Origin of the sequence: Kaistella carnis (genome assembly GCF_003860585.1) — a bacterium.
In the GTDB taxonomy this organism is placed as follows: domain Bacteria; phylum Bacteroidota; class Bacteroidia; order Flavobacteriales; family Weeksellaceae; genus Kaistella; species Kaistella carnis.
The window spans coordinates 1,110,475-1,127,773 of sequence record NZ_CP034159.1 but is presented as its reverse complement, the minus strand read 5'-3'; the positions used below and the strand labels follow the sequence as shown (position 1 = coordinate 1,127,773).

The 17,299-nt window shown below is 37.7% G+C and carries 16 protein-coding genes; all 16 read right to left on the bottom strand.

The window, feature by feature from the left end:
* Nucleotides 1–174 precede the first annotated feature (174 nt).
* Nucleotides 175–1,275 (bottom strand): ABC transporter permease, encoded by a 1,101-nt coding sequence (locus tag EIB73_RS05045; RefSeq protein WP_125023243.1) that lies wholly within the window; start codon nt 1,273–1,275, stop codon nt 175–177.
* Nucleotides 1,276–1,564: 289 nt separating this feature from the next.
* Complete coding sequence (locus EIB73_RS05040; protein ID WP_125026063.1) at nt 1,565–2,317, bottom strand: ABC transporter ATP-binding protein; 753 nt, start codon at nt 2,315–2,317, stop codon at nt 1,565–1,567.
* A 4-nt stretch (nt 2,318–2,321) separates the two neighbouring features.
* Entirely contained in the window at nt 2,322–3,245 is a 924-nt protein-coding gene (locus EIB73_RS05035) for an ABC transporter ATP-binding protein (RefSeq protein WP_125023241.1), read from the bottom strand.
* A gap of 229 nt (nt 3,246–3,474) precedes the next feature.
* The gene (locus tag EIB73_RS05030) at nt 3,475–4,446 is read right to left on the bottom strand and encodes an HlyD family secretion protein (RefSeq protein ID WP_125023239.1); all 972 of its coding nucleotides are present in this window, start codon (nt 4,444–4,446) and stop codon (nt 3,475–3,477) included.
* Nucleotides 4,447–4,526: 80 nt separating this feature from the next.
* Nucleotides 4,527–5,774: a TolC family protein gene (locus EIB73_RS05025; RefSeq protein WP_125023237.1), complete on the bottom strand. Its 1,248-nt coding sequence runs from the start codon at nt 5,772–5,774 to the stop codon at nt 4,527–4,529.
* A 112-nt stretch (nt 5,775–5,886) separates the two neighbouring features.
* Complete coding sequence (locus EIB73_RS05020) at nt 5,887–6,483, bottom strand: TetR/AcrR family transcriptional regulator (protein ID WP_125023235.1); 597 nt, start codon at nt 6,481–6,483, stop codon at nt 5,887–5,889.
* A gap of 132 nt (nt 6,484–6,615) precedes the next feature.
* Complete coding sequence (locus EIB73_RS05015; protein ID WP_125023233.1) at nt 6,616–7,995, bottom strand: NADH-quinone oxidoreductase subunit N; 1,380 nt, start codon at nt 7,993–7,995, stop codon at nt 6,616–6,618.
* An 83-nt stretch (nt 7,996–8,078) separates the two neighbouring features.
* The gene (locus EIB73_RS05010) at nt 8,079–9,572 is read right to left on the bottom strand and encodes a complex I subunit 4 family protein (protein ID WP_125023231.1); all 1,494 of its coding nucleotides are present in this window, start codon (nt 9,570–9,572) and stop codon (nt 8,079–8,081) included.
* A gap of 3 nt (nt 9,573–9,575) precedes the next feature.
* Nucleotides 9,576–11,471 (bottom strand): NADH-quinone oxidoreductase subunit L, encoded by a 1,896-nt coding sequence (gene nuoL / locus EIB73_RS05005; RefSeq protein WP_125023229.1) that lies wholly within the window; start codon nt 11,469–11,471, stop codon nt 9,576–9,578.
* A gap of 6 nt (nt 11,472–11,477) precedes the next feature.
* On the bottom strand, nt 11,478–11,807 hold the full coding sequence (gene nuoK, locus EIB73_RS05000; RefSeq protein WP_125023227.1) for an NADH-quinone oxidoreductase subunit NuoK: 330 nt from the start codon (nt 11,805–11,807) through the stop codon (nt 11,478–11,480).
* A gap of 4 nt (nt 11,808–11,811) precedes the next feature.
* Entirely contained in the window at nt 11,812–12,306 is a 495-nt protein-coding gene (locus EIB73_RS04995) for an NADH-quinone oxidoreductase subunit J family protein (RefSeq protein ID WP_125023225.1), read from the bottom strand.
* A 1-nt stretch (nt 12,307) separates the two neighbouring features.
* The gene (locus EIB73_RS04990) at nt 12,308–12,856 is read right to left on the bottom strand and encodes a NuoI/complex I 23 kDa subunit family protein (RefSeq protein ID WP_125023223.1); all 549 of its coding nucleotides are present in this window, start codon (nt 12,854–12,856) and stop codon (nt 12,308–12,310) included.
* Nucleotides 12,857–12,911: 55 nt separating this feature from the next.
* Nucleotides 12,912–13,973: an NADH-quinone oxidoreductase subunit NuoH gene (gene nuoH, locus EIB73_RS04985; protein WP_125023221.1), complete on the bottom strand. Its 1,062-nt coding sequence runs from the start codon at nt 13,971–13,973 to the stop codon at nt 12,912–12,914.
* 2 nt (nt 13,974–13,975) lie between these two features.
* The gene (locus tag EIB73_RS04980) at nt 13,976–14,974 is read right to left on the bottom strand and encodes a 2Fe-2S iron-sulfur cluster-binding protein (protein ID WP_125023219.1); all 999 of its coding nucleotides are present in this window, start codon (nt 14,972–14,974) and stop codon (nt 13,976–13,978) included.
* Between the two features lie 40 nt (nt 14,975–15,014).
* Nucleotides 15,015–15,848: a hypothetical protein gene (locus EIB73_RS04975; protein ID WP_125023217.1), complete on the bottom strand. Its 834-nt coding sequence runs from the start codon at nt 15,846–15,848 to the stop codon at nt 15,015–15,017.
* A 92-nt stretch (nt 15,849–15,940) separates the two neighbouring features.
* Complete coding sequence (gene nuoF, locus EIB73_RS04970) at nt 15,941–17,296, bottom strand: NADH-quinone oxidoreductase subunit NuoF (protein ID WP_125023215.1); 1,356 nt, start codon at nt 17,294–17,296, stop codon at nt 15,941–15,943.
* Nucleotides 17,297–17,299: the final 3 nt, after the last annotated feature.

Genomic DNA, 17,299 nt, shown 5'->3' with positions numbered 1-17,299 from the left:
AGCGTCATATTATCTAATTTTAATCTCACTTTTTATATTATCTAAAACCTGCAGCCCGACTTGAGCGGAGCTCTTTTTTATTGGTGGCTGAGCCTGTCGAAGCCAGCAATAAAAAAAGCGGGAGCGGAAGGCGGAAATGTCTGCCCAAATAATTATTCTCATTTTATTAAATATTTATTCTAATCTTATTTTAAATTTTTTCACGGCGATGACGAATAAAACCATCATCATTCCGATGAGGACGAGCACGTGTTTCCAGATGACTTCCAAGCCGGTTCCTTTGATCATGATGTTTTTGACGATTTCATAATACCATTTTGCGGGGATAACGTTGCCAATCATTTGTAAAGGAAGCGACATATTTTCGACGGGAAACATAAAACCACTCAGCATAATTGTGGGTAACATCGTTCCCACTAAGGCAATAAGCATGGCGGTTTGCTGACTATCGGTGACGATTGAAATTACAATTCCCAACAGCAGATTTGTGATGATGAAAATAATGCTGATTCCGAAGAGTAGAAGCAGACTTCCTTTGATGGGTAAATCGAGGACGGTGACGCTCAAAATCAGGATGGAAACCAAAATGATCATCGATAAAATAAAGTACGGAATTGCTTTGGCTAAAATAATAATATACGGTTTCATGGGCGATACGAGTAATACTTCCATGGTGCCCATTTCCTTTTCGCGCACAATGGCGATGGCAGTCATTAAAACACAAATGATTAAAAGAATTAAGGCCATGACGCCGGGAACGAAATTGGGTGCGCCTTTCAGTTGTGGATTGTAGAGCATTCGGATTTCCGGTTGTACGCCGGACTTGGGCTGAAGTGTTTCCTGGCCGTAAAAATCCATAATAATATTTGACATGAAATTATAGATTTGGTTTGCCATATTAATGTCGGTTCCATCGGTGATGAGTTGCAGTTGCGCTTTTTTGCCACTATTTATATCCTGGGCAAACTGCGCCGGAATCACCAGAATCATTTTTATTTTTCCCCCTTTGAAAGCGTTTTCTGCTTCTTCTATTGATCTCAAATTTTTGTCAACATCAAAATATTGGTTGGCCTTAATTTTCGAAATGAGCTCGATGGAATTTTGAGATTTGTCTTGATCTAAAACACCAATTTTAGTGTTTTTCACTTCGGTACTTAAGGCAAAACCAAAAAGAAGAACCTGCACGACCGGCATTCCAAAAAGAACCAACAAAGTTCTTTTGTCACGCAGTACGTGCCAGAATTCTTTTTTCACAAAAGTGATTAACTGTTTCATTTCTTCAGTTGATAGTTGATAGTGGAGAGTTGACAGTTACTGTCTGCCTAAATTTTCTTTAGTCTTTGTTTCTACTTTATATTATAAAATCACATTAAATGTTTTTGTTTTAACGCAATGGCGCAATTTTTTTTATTTCTTTGAAACTACTTAAGGCGCAAGGTTCGCCCTCGGCGAATTGGCACCGCTTATAAAATTGACAAAGTCAATTTCATTGCGTCTTAAAACATTTTATTTAATAAATCTTTGCGCCATTGCGTTAATTTTTTTTTAATCTAATATCTATCAACTATTCAACTCTTTTCGCTCCGCGTGCTAATTCATAAAAAACATCATCCATGTTTTGCGCATTGAATTGTTTTTTCAATTGTGCTGGAGTATTCAAGGCGGCTATTTTTCCATCAACCATAATCGAAACGCGGTCGCAATATTCGGCTTCATCCATATAATGCGTCGTGACGAAAATCGTAATTCCACGATCTGAAGCATCATAAATCATATTCCAAAACTGACGTCGGGTAACAGGATCTACGCCTCCGGTGGGTTCATCGAGAAACACAATTTGGGGTTCATGAAATATAGCGACGGAGAAAGCGAGTTTCTGTTTCCAGCCCAAAGGAAGTTGGGAAACAAGTTTGTTTTTTTCATTTTCTAAGCCCAGTTCTTTAATGAGTTCGTCCCGTTTTATCTTTAAGTCTTTTCTCGGAATTCCATAGATTCCGCCGAAGAAATTGAGGTTTTCTTTCACGGTTAGATTTCCGTACAGAGAAAATTTCTGACTCATATAACCGATATTCTTTTTAATTTTCTCCGTTTCTTTATAAACATCAAAACCCGCGACCGTCGCAGTTCCGGAAGTCGGAATTGAAAGTCCGCTGAACATCCGCATCGCCGTAGTTTTACCGGCACCATTTGCTCCCAGGAAACCGAAAATTTCGCCTTTGGTTACTTCAAAGCTGATATGATCAACCGCCGTAAAATCGCCAAAATTTTTGGTAATGTTTTCTGCTTTTATAGCGATATTATGGTGGTCTGAAGTCATCATGTTAATTGGATAATAAGCGAATAAAACTGTCTTCTATACTGGCTTTGATGAGATTAATTTCAATATTTTCAAATCCTTCTTTTTTCAAATATTCTGTAATGTTTTCGATTTTGAAATTTTCATTTAGTTCCACACTTAAATGCACAAATTCCCCGTACGCATAGACATTTTTCTTTTGGTCAAAGTTTTCCAAAGCACGCAAAACATTTGCAGTTCGGCCGGCTTTCACTTCGAAAAGTAAGTCAGGATAGGAATTGCTGATGTTTTTCGGCGTATTGATTGAAAGAATTTTTCCGTGTTGCATTAAAGCAATTCGGTCACACAAAGCCGCTTCATCCATATATGGTGTGGCGACGACCATTGTGATTCCCTGTAACTTTAAACGCTGGAGCATTTCCCAGAATTCTTTTCTCGAAACGGGATCAACTCCTGTGGTTGGTTCATCCAGAAATAAAACTTTCGGCTTGTGAATTAAGGCGCAACATAATGCGAGTTTCTGTTTCATTCCGCCTGATAATTTTCCGGCTCTGCGATCTTTAAAAGGTTCAATTTGAATATAGATGTCTTTGATCAAATCATAGTTTTTTGCTATGGTTGTATTAAAAACGCTGGCAAAAAATTCCAGATTTTCTTCAATCGTTAAATCCTGATAGAGTGAAAAACGTCCCGGCATGTAACCCAAAATCTTCCGAATTTCTTTATAATCTTTGACCATATCAAAACCTTCAATTGAAGCGGAACCGAAATCGGGTAGCAGTACTGTAGTCAACATTCTAAAGATGGAAGTTTTCCCTGCACCATCGGGTCCAATCAATCCGAAAATTTCTCCAGGATTCACGTCGAAACTCACGTCGTCCACTGCAAGTACTTTTTCAGTTAGCTTGCCGTAGGTTTTGGTGAGATTGTTGACGATGATTGATTTCATTTTTTTTAGTTGAAAGTTGACAGTTGACAGTTGATAGTTGACGGTTAACAGTTAACAGTTGAAGGATTTTTTACCGCAAAAGAGACAAAAGTTAACTGCAATTTTTTAGTTAATCAAAAGACCGTAAAAGTTTGAGTGTTTATATCTCTCCATTTTGTGATCTTTTATTTCCAATAATTTCCCTTAATCTTTTGTGACTTTGTGGTTGAATTCTTTCGTTTTTTTTATTTTAAAATTTCACGTCGCCGTACATTCCGATTTTGAGGTAGCCATCATTTTTGACGTGGATTTTTACGGCGTAAACTAAATTGGCTCGTTCGTTTTTGGTTTGAATGGTTTTCGGGGTAAACTCGGCTTTTGAACTGATCCAGTAAATTGTTCCGGGAAGTTCTTTCGTTTTTCCTTCTCCTGCATCGATCAGGACTTTCACTTGTTGTCCGATTTTTATTTGGGGCAGTTGATCTCCTGTTACAAAGGTTTTTAAAGTCATTACCTCTAAATTTGCCATTTTGAAAATAGGTTTTCCAACGGTGGCAAACTCACCTTGATTTAGATATTTCGTTAAAACCATTCCGGAAATCGGACTTTCAATCGTGTAATTTTTTAACTGTTCATCGATTTGCTCCACCTTTTTCTCGGTTGGTTTTCTTTCACTTAGAATCGCGCGGTTTTGAATTGAGACATTTTCTTTGGTGGTGGAAATCTGTTGCTGTAAAATATTCAACTGACTTTGAGCCGCAGCAATCTGTTTCTGAATCACTTTTATTTGTCCATTCGCATCATCGAGTTGCTTTTTTGTTGCGGCATCTTTGGCCACTAAATTTGCAGTTCTGTTTCTTTCCCGAATTGCATTTTGAAGTTGTTCCTGTAAAACGGAAACATTTGCAGATTGGCCGGAAATCTGGGTTTGCAAAACCTGAATTTGCGGAAGAGCAGAATTCGTTTTTTGCTCAATCGCATCCATGCTTGCGATAATCTGTTCCTTTTGAAGTTCTACATTTTTAGGATCTATTTCGCCGACTTTTTCATTGAGTGACAATTGCTGACCTTCTTCTACATTGAGTTGCAGAATAGTTCCATTGGCTTTGGCAGTGACCATCAGTTCGTCGGCTTCGAAAGTTCCCGACGCATCGTAGGAATTATTTGAGTTATTGCAGGCAGCGAGGGAAAGTAGGGCTGCAAGTAAAATATATTTTTTCATCAGAAGTTTTTTAAAAGAGTTCTTTATTTAATTTTCAACTATCAACTATCAACTATCAACTATCAACTATTACCTGTCAACTATTGATTAAGTTGCGCTTTTAGATTATACTGTGTTAAAAGATACTGGATCTCGTGGATGATTTTTTGATTTTTTGCACGGTCGAGTTCATTTGCTTCGCGCAGATAATCATTGGTGGTAATAACACCGTTTTCCAGTTGGGCTAAAGAAGCTTTCTTAATGCTTTCACGTAACTCGATGAGTTCATTGTCCTTATTAATCAATTGCTGGATTTTATCGAGGTCGCTGTTGTTCTGAATGGTTTGAAACTGTTGATTAAAAAGGAAGTTTTCTTTCTGAACATCGATTTCCTGTTGTTGGGTTTCGACCAAAGCCAAATCATTTTTCCTGGTGTAAAATCCCGAAATTGGAATGTTTAAACGCAAACCACCGATGTAGAAAAGATCGAATTCATTTTTCAACATATTGAAACCGGGTTTTCCATAACCACCTTGAAAGAAGGCTCCGAGTTTTGGAAGGTTTTTCGAGTTGATATTTGCTTTCTGCTGTTCTAAACCTTGTTTTTGCAAATCAAAGAGTTTCAGTTCTGCACGTTTATTTTCATCTTGTATTAAGATTTTTTCTGGTTTTACTAAAGTCGTATTTTCGTCAATATTCTTATTAATGAAAAGAGAAAGCATTTGCAGGAAACTTTTTTTCGTGGATTGAAGTTCCAATTGTTTTTGTTCGAGATTGTCGATTTGTGCTTTCAAAACATCAATATTACTTCTAAAGATAACGCCGTTTTCTAATTGTGCTTCGGCTTTTTTCAGCCCGCTTGATAAGTCGGATTTCGTTAATTCTGTTTGTTGGAGTTGTTCATCGGTTTGTAAAATTCCAAAATAAATTTGGTTGATTCTCATTTCTAACTGATCGGTTTCGACTTCAGTTTTTTGGAGTTCTATTTCAGAATTGATGATGGCCATTTTCTTTTGATTGGCAATCATTCCGCCGTCGTAAATATTTTGCTGAACATCGGCATAGACTTTATACTGATCTTTACTCAAGGGTTCAATCGTCATATTTGGTAGTTGAATCGGGAACTGAATGACATCATTTTGATAAGTGGCCTGTCCCACAATCTGGATTTGAGGAAGCCAGCCTTTTGCTGCATTTTCCAAATTGTATTCTTTGGTCTTCGCAATGAGATCGTGCCTTTTAATGAGCGGAGAATTTTGTTTGGCCAAATCGTAACATTCTTCTAAAGTCAATGTCTGGGCATTGCCGGAGAAGAAGAGGAGAAGGAAAAGGTATTTTAAAATTTTCATTTGAATTAATTTAAACGCAAAGGGCGTAAGATTCTTTAATTATTATGAAACTAATTACGAACGCAAAGGCGTTTGACTTCGTCGAATCTTCGATTTCACTTAGCAATGCTCGCTAAGAGTTTAGCATCATCTTGATCCACATTGGAACCATGGTTTTTCTTTCTTCTACAAATTTTTGAAATTCATCATCATTCATTAAATCGAATGATTGAAGAATGGGTTTTCCTAAAAAGGGAAAAACCGTCATGCTTAGAAAATTCAACAAAAAGTGAAAAGGATTAACGTCGGGCTTTCTTTCTTTAATTTGTTTCATTAAATAGGAATTATTCAATACTTTTTCAAAAGGAAGAATTGATTTCACATCCGAGGTTTTCTTCTGAATTTCACTTAAAACAAAAATCGGAAGGTTTGGATTCTTGGTTAAAATGTCAAAATACTTTGCACTTGCTAAATCTATTTTTTCATCTAAAGACGTTTTCTCATTTGTCACGATGGGAATGATTTGTCCAAATAGTAAAACGATTTTCACTTTCATTACTTGTTCGAACAGTTTTTCTTTGGTTCGAAAATAGTAATTGAGAAGAGCCAAATTAATTCCGGCTTCCTCTGCAATGTCACGTGTTCGCGTTCCTGAGAATCCTTTTTCAGTAAAAACTTTGGAGGCAGCGATCAGGATTTTATCTTCTGTTGAAAGTTCTTCGGTATTCATGTTTTAAATTCTTAAGTAAAGTTAACATTAATTTTTTGATTTAAACAAATGAATTAATCAAATGATTAAATCTTATTTATAAAAAAACGCAAATCGAAAGAAATGCGTTTTTAATATATTTAAAAAAGTTAACTACAATCCAAACTGTTTCGCAAACAAATCGGGGAAAACACCCATTGCGACTAAAGCTAAGATAATGAAGACCGAAACGATATTGTAAGTTAAAGAAACTTTTTCTGAAGTTTTGAAACTGCTTTCTTTAGGGAAAAACATCGCCATAATTAATCGTAAGTAATAGGCAATTGAGATTGCTGATCCTAAAACAGCGACTAAAACCAAGAAGGGTGATTTGTCAATCGCCTGGGCGAAGATCGCAAATTTCCCCATGAAACCTGCAGTTAACGGAATCCCAGCCATTGATAATAATGACACTGTAGCTGTCACTGCCAAGATTGGTTCGGTGTGAGCTAAACCTTTAAAGGCATTGTAGGAAGTTTCTCTTTTCAGTTTTTCTACCCAGATCAAACACATCATTACACCAACTGTGGCTAATGAATACGCGAATAAATAGAAAGCCAAATTATAACTTGACAGACTGTTCATTCCGTAAAAAATTAAGGATAAATATCCAACGTGAGAAACGGAAGAATAGGCCAACATTCTTTTTGCGTTGCTTTGAGCAAGACCCATTACATTCGCCAGGAATAAAGTGATGATAATTAGTACACCAATGATATTAATCCATTCTCCGGTAATTCCGATGAAGCCAATAGTCATTAATTTGAAGAAAGCGAAGAAAGCTGAAATCTTCACAACCGACATCATAAATGCCGTGATGAGTGAAGGTGAACCTTGATACACATCCGGACTCCACATGTGGAACGGCGCTAAAGAGACTTTAAAGGCTAAAGCAACTAACATTAAAACTGCTCCCAAATTGAACATTAAGTTCTTCGGATCATTCACTGCAAATTCGTGGATCTTATACAAATCAAAACTTCCGCTGCTTCCGTAGATTAAGGCAACTCCGAATAATAGAAATCCTGTAGCGAATGCTCCCATCAGGAAATACTTTATTGAAGCTTCATTCGAACGTAAATCGGTTTTGTTACTTCCTGCTAAAACATATAATGGAATAGAAAGGATTTCGATTCCTAAAAACAAAGTAACCAAGTTTTGGAATCCAAATAAAACCACGCCTCCAGAAAGAGAGAATAACATTAAGGCATATAATTCTGACTGGTGATTTCGGTGATTACTAAAAGCAAATCCAGCGATAAAGAAGAGGAGCACCGTTGTTACAATGGCGATTCTGGTGAATAAGGCTGCGTTGGCTCCAAATTCATACATGTGTTGATATTGACTAAAGAATGAAAGTTCCGGTAAGAAACTGACATAGAAAGCAATCATCAATCCCAGAATACCGATATATCTGGAAAATTTTCCCTGTTCGAAAACTCCTGCAAACAGAGCAGCAACTGCGGTAAGGAATATAATTATTAAAACGCTCATTGAATATATATTTGAGATTTATAGATTTGAGATTTAGTTTTCACCGGATCTCGATCTCTTTATTTCTTAATTATTAATTTTTCTTAATTCATCATTGAAGTGAAAATAAACTTCAGTGAACTGCTTACCATTTCAATCATAGGCTGAGGGAAAATTCCCAGTATGATCACGAAAACTGCTAAGCTTGCTAGGACTGAGAATTCAACTCCTGATAAATCTCCGGAACTTTCTAACACTCGTTCATCGCCTGGCCCGAACATCGCTTTTCCATAAAATCTGAAAAGATAAACGGAAGAGAAGATCATCGTTAGTCCGGCGATTACTGCGGCAAGAACACTATAGTCGAAGATTGATTTGATGAGTATAAATTCTCCCACGAAACCATTGGTTAAGGGAAGTGCGATGGATCCTAATAAAATCACCATAAATAAAACAGCAAATTTAGGAGCTACTTTCGCTAGACCACCCATTTGGCGAATATCGCGTGTTTTGAATCTTTTGTAAAGAATATCAGCACAGTAAAATAATCCAACAACATTAATCCCGTGCGCAAAAGCTTGAACTAACGCACCTTCTGCACCTTCAATCATTAAAGTTCCTTTCACGGTTAAAATTGCAGAAGCCATAATTCCCGCAGTCATTAAACCTACGTGAGATAACGAGGAGTAAGCGATGAGTCGTTTTGAATCATTTTGAATTATAGCGATCAGCGCGCCATGTACAATTCCTATAATTGCTAAAACCAATACAATCTGTCCGGAAATTCCCAAAATCGGAGCCGGAGTTATGGGTAATAGATATCTTAACAATCCATAAACCGCCATCTTCAGCATAATCCCCGAAAGTAGCATAGAGCCTTGTGTTGGTGAATAGGTATAAGTGTCCGGCTGCCAAGTATGGAAAGGGAATATCGGTAACTTTACTGCAAAAGCAAAGAAGATAAACCAAAATATAACGGTTTGTTCTGAAAGATTCAGATCAGCATTGTATAAATCAGTCAGTGCAAATGAGGCTGAATGGGTATAAACGAAAATGAGTCCGATCAACATGAACAGAGAGCCAACAAACGTGTATACAAAGAACCGTGTAGTAAACTGAATTTTTTTATTTTCCTGTCCCCAGATTCCCGCGATTAACCAGATCGGGATTAAGGTAACTTCCCAGAAGATGTAGAATAACAAACCATCTAAAGAAGTGAAAACACCAACTAAACCAAATTGCATCAAAAGAATCAATCCGTAGAAGGTATTTCGGTACCCCGGTTTTTCATTGAAAGATGAAAGAATGATAAGCGGTGTTAAAATGTTGGTTAATAACAACATCAACATACTCATCCCATCAATCCCAAAATGCAGATTACTCTTGATATAATTGGACCACGGATAATTGATCTCGTACTGCAAAACCCCATCAACAGTAGGTTTAAAATCGAAATTCGAAAGCATATAAAAGGTAAGGAACATTTGTGCAAATGCAACTCCCAATGCTAGATATTTACTTGCGGGATTCTTCCACGCGAACACCAATCCTGAACCTACAAGAGGTAATAGTAGTAATGTTAATAATAGATATGACATTTACTATTGTAATATAAAGTTAACAATTAAAATAATTCCTATGGCCAAAGACATGATGAGAACATAATTCTCTACATTTCCGTTTTGAAGTCGTTTTGCTGCACGACCGGAGTCTTCAGCACCAGTACCGATATAGTCTACAAATCTTTTAAGAACGCCTTTGTCAAACATATTGCCGCCAACGCCAAGACCCTCAATAAACTTTACAAACGTAGCGTTGTTCAATTCATCGATATATAATTTTCTGTTAGAAAGTCTTTCCCAACCGGTATAATTTTCTTCCGGTAAGGCCATTTTTTTCTTGTCCACGTAAATTCTCTTCACCATAAACCATACTACAAAGAACATCAGAACCGTTAAGCCAAGCAAGATCATTTCTGTAGCCAAAGGCACTTCAGCCGATTCAAGATCGTAAACATAAATTGTTTTTAACCAGTCGCCCAGTTTGGCGTATTCGCCATGTCCAATAAAATGAGGCAGATTAATAAATCCTCCAACAATCGACAGGACGGCTAAAACCATAAGTGGTAAAGTCATATTTAAAGGACTTTCGTGAAGGTGATTTTCCTGTTCTTTCGTTCCTCGGAACTCACCGTGAAAGGTTAAATAATACGCTCTAAACATATAAATTGCCGTCATGGCTGCAATTGCAAATAAAACTAGCCAGATAAATGGATTTTTTCCGAACGCACTGGTTAGAATTTCATCTTTAGAGATCATCCCTGAAAGGAAGGGAAATCCTGAAATTGCCAAGGTTCCAATCAAAAAGGTGATATGGGTAATTGGAATTTTTTTCTTTAAACCACCCATTAATCTCATATCCTGTTCGCCGCTCATCGCATGAATTACAGACCCTGATCCTAAGAATAACAAGGCTTTGAAGAATGCATGCGTCATCAAGTGGAACATCGCAGTTGTGTAAGCTCCAACGCCAACTGCTACAAACATAAATCCTAACTGAGAAACAGTAGAGTAGGCCAACACTTTTTTAATATCATTTTGGCGAAGACCAATAAAGGCAGCAACCAAAGCAGTTAGCAAGCCGATAAAGAGAATTCCTTCCAACGTTGTTGGTGCCAAAGAGAATAAAAAGTTTGAACGAACTACCAAATAAATACCCGCAGTTACCATGGTCGCAGCGTGAATTAATGCGGAAACCGGAGTCGGTCCAGCCATCGCATCAGGAAGCCAGGTAAATAATGGAACCTGCGCCGATTTACCAACTGCTCCAATAAATAAACTTGCTGTAATAAAGATGATGATGGTCGAATCCAATTCGAATTTTGCGGAGTTTTGTGCTACTGAAAGATAGTCGATGGCATTGGTTTGATAAGCGATCATCAGAATACCAATGATCATTCCCAAGTCACCAATACGGTTCATGATAAAAGCTTTTCTTGCTGCTGCGCCGTATTCTTTGTTTTTGTACCAGAATCCGATAAGCAGATAGGAACATAATCCAACACCTTCCCAGCCAATAAAAAGAATTAGATAATTGCTTCCCATAACCAAAAGCAACATCATGAAAATAAATAGATTCAGATAAGCGAAGAATTTATAAAAACCTTCGTCTTCATGCATATATCCAATAGAATATAAATGAATTAACGACCCGATTCCTGTAATAATCATAATCATCATTAGGGAAAGTTGGTCGATCTGAAAGCCGAAATTAATCTGGATCCCATTCACTCTGAACCATTCAAATGCTCGAACCACAACGGGTTGAGAGTCTGCGTTAAACTTTAAGAATAAAGTCAAAGCAATGATAAATGAAGCAAATACGACTACAGTTGCCAAAGTCCCAACCACCATCTTCGGAAGCTTTTTCCCGAATAATCCGTTGATCAGAAATCCTGCAAGAGGTAAAAGTATAATTGCGTAAACTAAATTTTCCATCCTTTATTAACCTCTTAATTTATTAAAAATACTGATGTCTACTGACTTTGTGTTTCGGTATAACATGGCAATAATTGCTAAACCTACGGCAACTTCTGCTGCGGCAACCACCATGATGAAAAATACCAGAATTTGCCCGTTCCCGTCTCCTTTATAAGAAGAAAACGCTGCCAGCATAAGATTTACAGAATTCAACATTAACTCTACACATCCTAAAATAATAATGGCATTCTTGCGGATCAAAACCCCCAAAACACCCAAACTAAACAAAACAGAGCTCAGAATAATAAAATATTCCAGCGGCACTGCCTGTATAAATGAATTTGCTTCTCCCATAATTCTATAAATCTTTTTTACCAATTAATACCGCACCTACAATTCCTGCAAGAATAAGGATCGAGGCCAATTCAAAAGGTAAAACATATTCGTTAAATAATAATTTACCAAGATTCTTTGTTAATCCCACCGTTGAATCTACATCAACTGCATATGTTTTGTGGTTTAAACCTTTAAAAGCTCCTAAAATCCCCACCAACAATAATCCCGATGTAAACACACCGATAAATTTTGGAAGATTCTTTTTCGCACTTTCATCTTCTTTGTTCAGATTTAACATCATTAAAATGTAGAGGAACAAGACCATAATCGCACCTGCATATACAATGATTTGAACAATTCCTAAAAATTGCGCATTCAGCAATATGTATAATCCTGCAATCGAGAAGAAAGTAATAATTAGAGACAGAATGGCGTACATCGCATTTTTCGCGAAGACAAAATAAAATCCACTAACGAGTGCCAAAGCTGCTACAAAGAAAAATATGATTTGTTCCATACTATTTTACTGCTTTTTTTTGTAATTCACTTTGACGCGCGGTGATGTCGATTCTTTCATTAATTTTCTCCACCAATTTATCTTTACCATAAATGAAACTGCCACGATTGGTCTGAACATCTACCAAACGGTCGGTCATATAAATGGCTGATTTTGGACAAGCTTCCTCACACATTCCGCAGAAAATACAACGCAACATATTGATTTCGTAAACCGATGCGTATTTTTCTTCACGATAAAGATGTTTCTCTTCTGTTGTACGCTCCGCTGAAGTCATCGTAATTGCTTCTGCCGGACATGCCACTGCACAAAGTCCACACGCGGTACAACGTTCACGACCTTCTTCATCGAGTTTTAACACGTGTTGACCACGCCAAACTTTAGCAATCGGTTTTTTAACTTCTGGATAAGCGTATACTTTTCCTTTCGGTCCTTCGATCGCATGCCTCAATGTGATGGCCATTCCTTTGAAAATCTCCGGAAGATATAATTTTTCCATAAAAGTCATCTCTTTATTAGAGACTACTTTTGATCTGTTTGTCAGTTTCATATTGATGGGTTTAAGCTCTACTTTAAATAAAGCATTAAAACTTTTCTATTTAAATTTAATTGGCAAAGAATACGATCACTGCCGCAGTAATTACTAAATTAATCAATGCGAGTGGAATTAATTTTTTCCAGCCCAAATGCATTAACTGGTCATATCTAAATCTCGGGATCGTCCAACGGATCCACATAAAGATTAAAATTCCAATCACTGTTTTTCCTAACATTGCCAAAATACTTAAAATACCGGCAACATTTTCGCCCCAGTTTTCTGAAACCCAGTTAATTCCGGGATAATTAAATCCACCAAAAAACAAGGTTGCTATTAAAGCGTTAGAAATAAACATGTTTACATATTCTCCAAACATGTACTGTCCGAAGTTCATGGAGGAATACTCGGTCATATAACCATTAACCAACTCAGATTCACACTCCGGTAAATCAAAAGGGTGACGGTTCGTTTCTGCCATTGCAGCCACAAAAAATATGATAAAGGCTAAAGGTTGATAAAAAATATTCCAGTTCATTCCATCAGCAGGAATAAAACCCCAGATCTTTCCGGTTCCCTGAGACGAAGTGATGTAGTGAAGATCTAAACTTCCCGCCATTAAAATAATGGAAAGAAGGGAAAGACCCATTGCCAATTCGTAAGAGATCATTTGAGAAGATGCACGGATTGCTCCAATCAAAGAGTATTTATTGTTGGAAGCCCAACCACCGATCATCATTCCGTAAACTCCGATGGAGACCATTCCTACAAGATAGAGAACGCCAACATCAATATTGGCAACCTGAATATCAAAAGAATTACCACCAATGTTCAGGGTTTTCCCCCAAGGAATAACCGCACCGGTAATTAAGGAAATAAACATGGTCAGTGCGGGACCGATGTAGAACAGAAATTTATCTGCACCCTGGGGAACAAAACCTTCTTTGAAGAAGAGTTTTCCCCCATCAGCCAAGGGTTGTAAAATCCCGAAAGGACCTGCTCTGTTCGGACCAATTCTGTCTTGAAGAAGAGCTGCCACTTTACGCTCACCCCAAGTGGAGTAAGCTGCTACACCTAATGATAAAGCAAAAAGGCTGACAACCAATATGATTTTAAAAGTAAGTAACTCCATAGTTATATTTCGTCTTTTTCACTGATTTCTTTTGCATCTGGATTGTCCAAAAGATTAATCATGTTTTTAGGTTTTTCGTAGTGATTCAAAGAAATGACCGAGTGTCTGTCGATATGGCGAGGTCCTTCGATATTCCAAAATTTTAAATCTTTTTTGTGGAATCTGCAATCGTCGCAGATCCAATCCTGAACTTCGTCGTACTGATCTTTTCTCGCAGTGACACGAATTACTTCATCTCCTTTCATCCAAACAACGGCTTTTCCGGCGCATTTAGAACATTCGCAAGTTCCATTCATAGGTTTCGTAAACCAAACCCGGCTAGCAAATCTTGCGGTTCTGTCTGTTAGAGCACCTACAGGACAAACGTCGATCACGTTTCCGATGAAGTCGCTTTCTAAGGCTTTATTTAAATTGGTAGAAATTTCGGCATGTTCTCCGCGGAACAAAATACCGTGTTCTCTGTTTTCTGTTAACTGATTCGCTACCAAAACACATCTTGCACACAAGATGCAACGGTTCATATTTAATTTAATATTAGGACCGATATCTTCCGGTTCGAAAGTACGTCTTTCAAATTCAGTTCTCGTATTTTCAACGCCATGTTCGTAACTTAGATCCTGTAAATGGCATTCACCGGCCTGATCACAAATTGGGCAATCGAGTGGGTGATTGATCAACAAAAATTCTGTTACTGCATGTCTGGCTTCCTGTGTTTTTTCGGAATGGAGGTTTTTTACCTCCATACCATCCATCACACTGGTTCTACAGCTGGCTACTAATTTTGGCATCGGTCGGGTATCAGCATCTGAACCTTTAGAAACTTCTACCAAACATGTTCTGCATCGTCCACCACTTGTTTCAAGCGGTTTATAATAACACATTGCAGGCGGAACAGATTTGCCACCGATTTGTCTTGCCGCTTCCAAAATAGAAGTGCCGGGCAAAACTTCAGTCGTTTGTCCGTCGATGGTTATCTTAAATTTTTTTATTTCTTCGCTCATATTATATCGCTTTAAGCTTCACGCCTTAAGCATTTGGCTTTTAATTATTTTTTCTTGTATTAAAGGTATATCCAATCCCAAAATTAAACTGGCCGAAAGCAAAATCCTGCAATGCTTTGTCAGGTTTATTGTTTAAGGTCGTTTTAATATCGAACATATTAATGTACCCGCCTTTGGCTTCGATCCTGGCAACAATATGTTTCCAAAAAACAAAATTCAAACTCGTTCTACCGTCTAATCCAATACCAGCTACATGAAACCGGTCACTTCTTTCGTTACCAAATAATTTAACATTGCTTTTCGGAAACATAGGTCCTAAGCCGGCGCCGTAACTCCAAACAATATCAAATTTATCTCTGTTATAAATATTCTTATACTTTTCTAAACCAAAGTTAATATAGTTTAATCCATCGGTATGTTCAAAAGTTAAAAATTCTGAATCCGATAAATCAATCTGTCCGTTCTGCACCATAGCAACGTAAGTTGGATCGGTAATCTTACCCGAAAATTTCACTGTTTGATCCTGATCCATCACATATTTCATATGATCAACCCCGATTACAAATGCCACATTATCTTTTACAAAATACGCAAATCGCTGATTGGTTTGCGGAATTGTAATACGATCCGGCTGAAAGTAATTGTGGTACGAAAAATCTGATGGTCTGTCGTGAGCAACTACTTTATGAAGTACAAAATCATATCCCTGGCCTTTAAAATGGATGTCAGAATTACTAAACATAGCACGATTCCAACCCCAAAAAATTAACATTTGACCTTTTTTTGTTAAAGGTTCAGGTTTGGTATTTACTTCCTGTGCGGTTGCAAAACCAATTCCTATTAAAAATGTTAATAAAACGCTTATCTTTTTCATTGACTTCCGAGGAAATTATCCTTTTCTTAATTTAATCTAGTAGAACGTTAAATCCCGTTCTATAAATGCGTCATCCTTCGTGACTGTTTTTTTTATTCCGCTTTTGCAGCCAACGGAATAGGATCAGCATAATGTGCTAAACCATAGGTGCTTCTTGTAGCTTCCGGATTGTCAATGTACCACTCAAATTCATCACGGAAATGACGGATCGCAGCGGCAACCGGCCAAGCAGCAGCGTCACCTAATGGACAGATGGTATTTCCTTCAATTTTTCTTTGAACATCCCAAAGTAAATCGATATCGGCCATTGTTCCCTGACCACTGTATATTTTTTTCAAAATCTTATACATCCACGGAGTTCCCTCACGACAAGGTGTACATTGCCCGCAACTTTCGTGTGCGTAGAAATGAGCCAAAGTCATGGTGTGTTTTACCACGGACTGATCTTCATCTAAAACAATAAATCCACCTGATCCCATCATGGTTCCGGTCGCAAAACCACCATCAGCCAATGATTCATAATTCATATAACGCGGTTCTCCGTTGATGGTTCTTAGTAATAAATTAGCAGGTACAATCGGCACAGAACTTCCACCCGGAATACAGGCTTTCAATCTTTTACCATTCGGAATTCCACCACAGTATTCATCAGAATAAATAAATTCTTCAACGGTAATGGTCATGTCGATTTCGTAAACTCCTGGTTTGTTGATGTTTCCACAAGCAGAAATCAGTTTCGTACCTGTTGAACGACCAACTCCAATTTTCGCATATTCAGCGCCACCCAAGTTAATTACGGGAACAACGGCTGCAATAGTTTCAACATTATTTACAACGGTTGGTGATTCCCAAAGTCCTTTCACAGCAGGGAATGGTGGTTTTAAACGAGGATTTCCTCTTTTTCCTTCCAACGATTCTAGTAAGGCAGTTTCTTCACCACAAATATAAGCTCCGGCACCACGGTGCACGTAAATCTCTAAATCGAAACCGGTTCCTAAAATATTTTTTCCTAAAAAGCCTGCCGCTTTTGCTTCGTCGATGGCTTGTTCTAAGATCTCCGGAATCCAGGCATATTCACCACGAATATAAATGTATCCTGTATTTGCACCTAAGGCAAAAGAAGAAACGATCATTCCTTCGATTAAGAGATGGGGAATAAATTCCATCAAATACCGGTCTTTGAAAGTTCCGGGTTCAGACTCATCAGCGTTAACGACCAAATATCTTGGTACGCCTTCAGGTTTTGCCACGAAACTCCACTTCATTCCGGTAGGAAATCCAGCACCTCCACGGCCTCTTAATCCAGAAGTTTTTACCTCTTCTGTGATTTCTTCCGGCGACATTTTCAGGGCTTTTTCTACAGACGCATAACCGCCTTGTTTGCGGTAAACGTCGTAGGTTCTGATTCCTTCTATATGGGCGTCTTTAAGTAAAAGTTTTTTACTCATTGT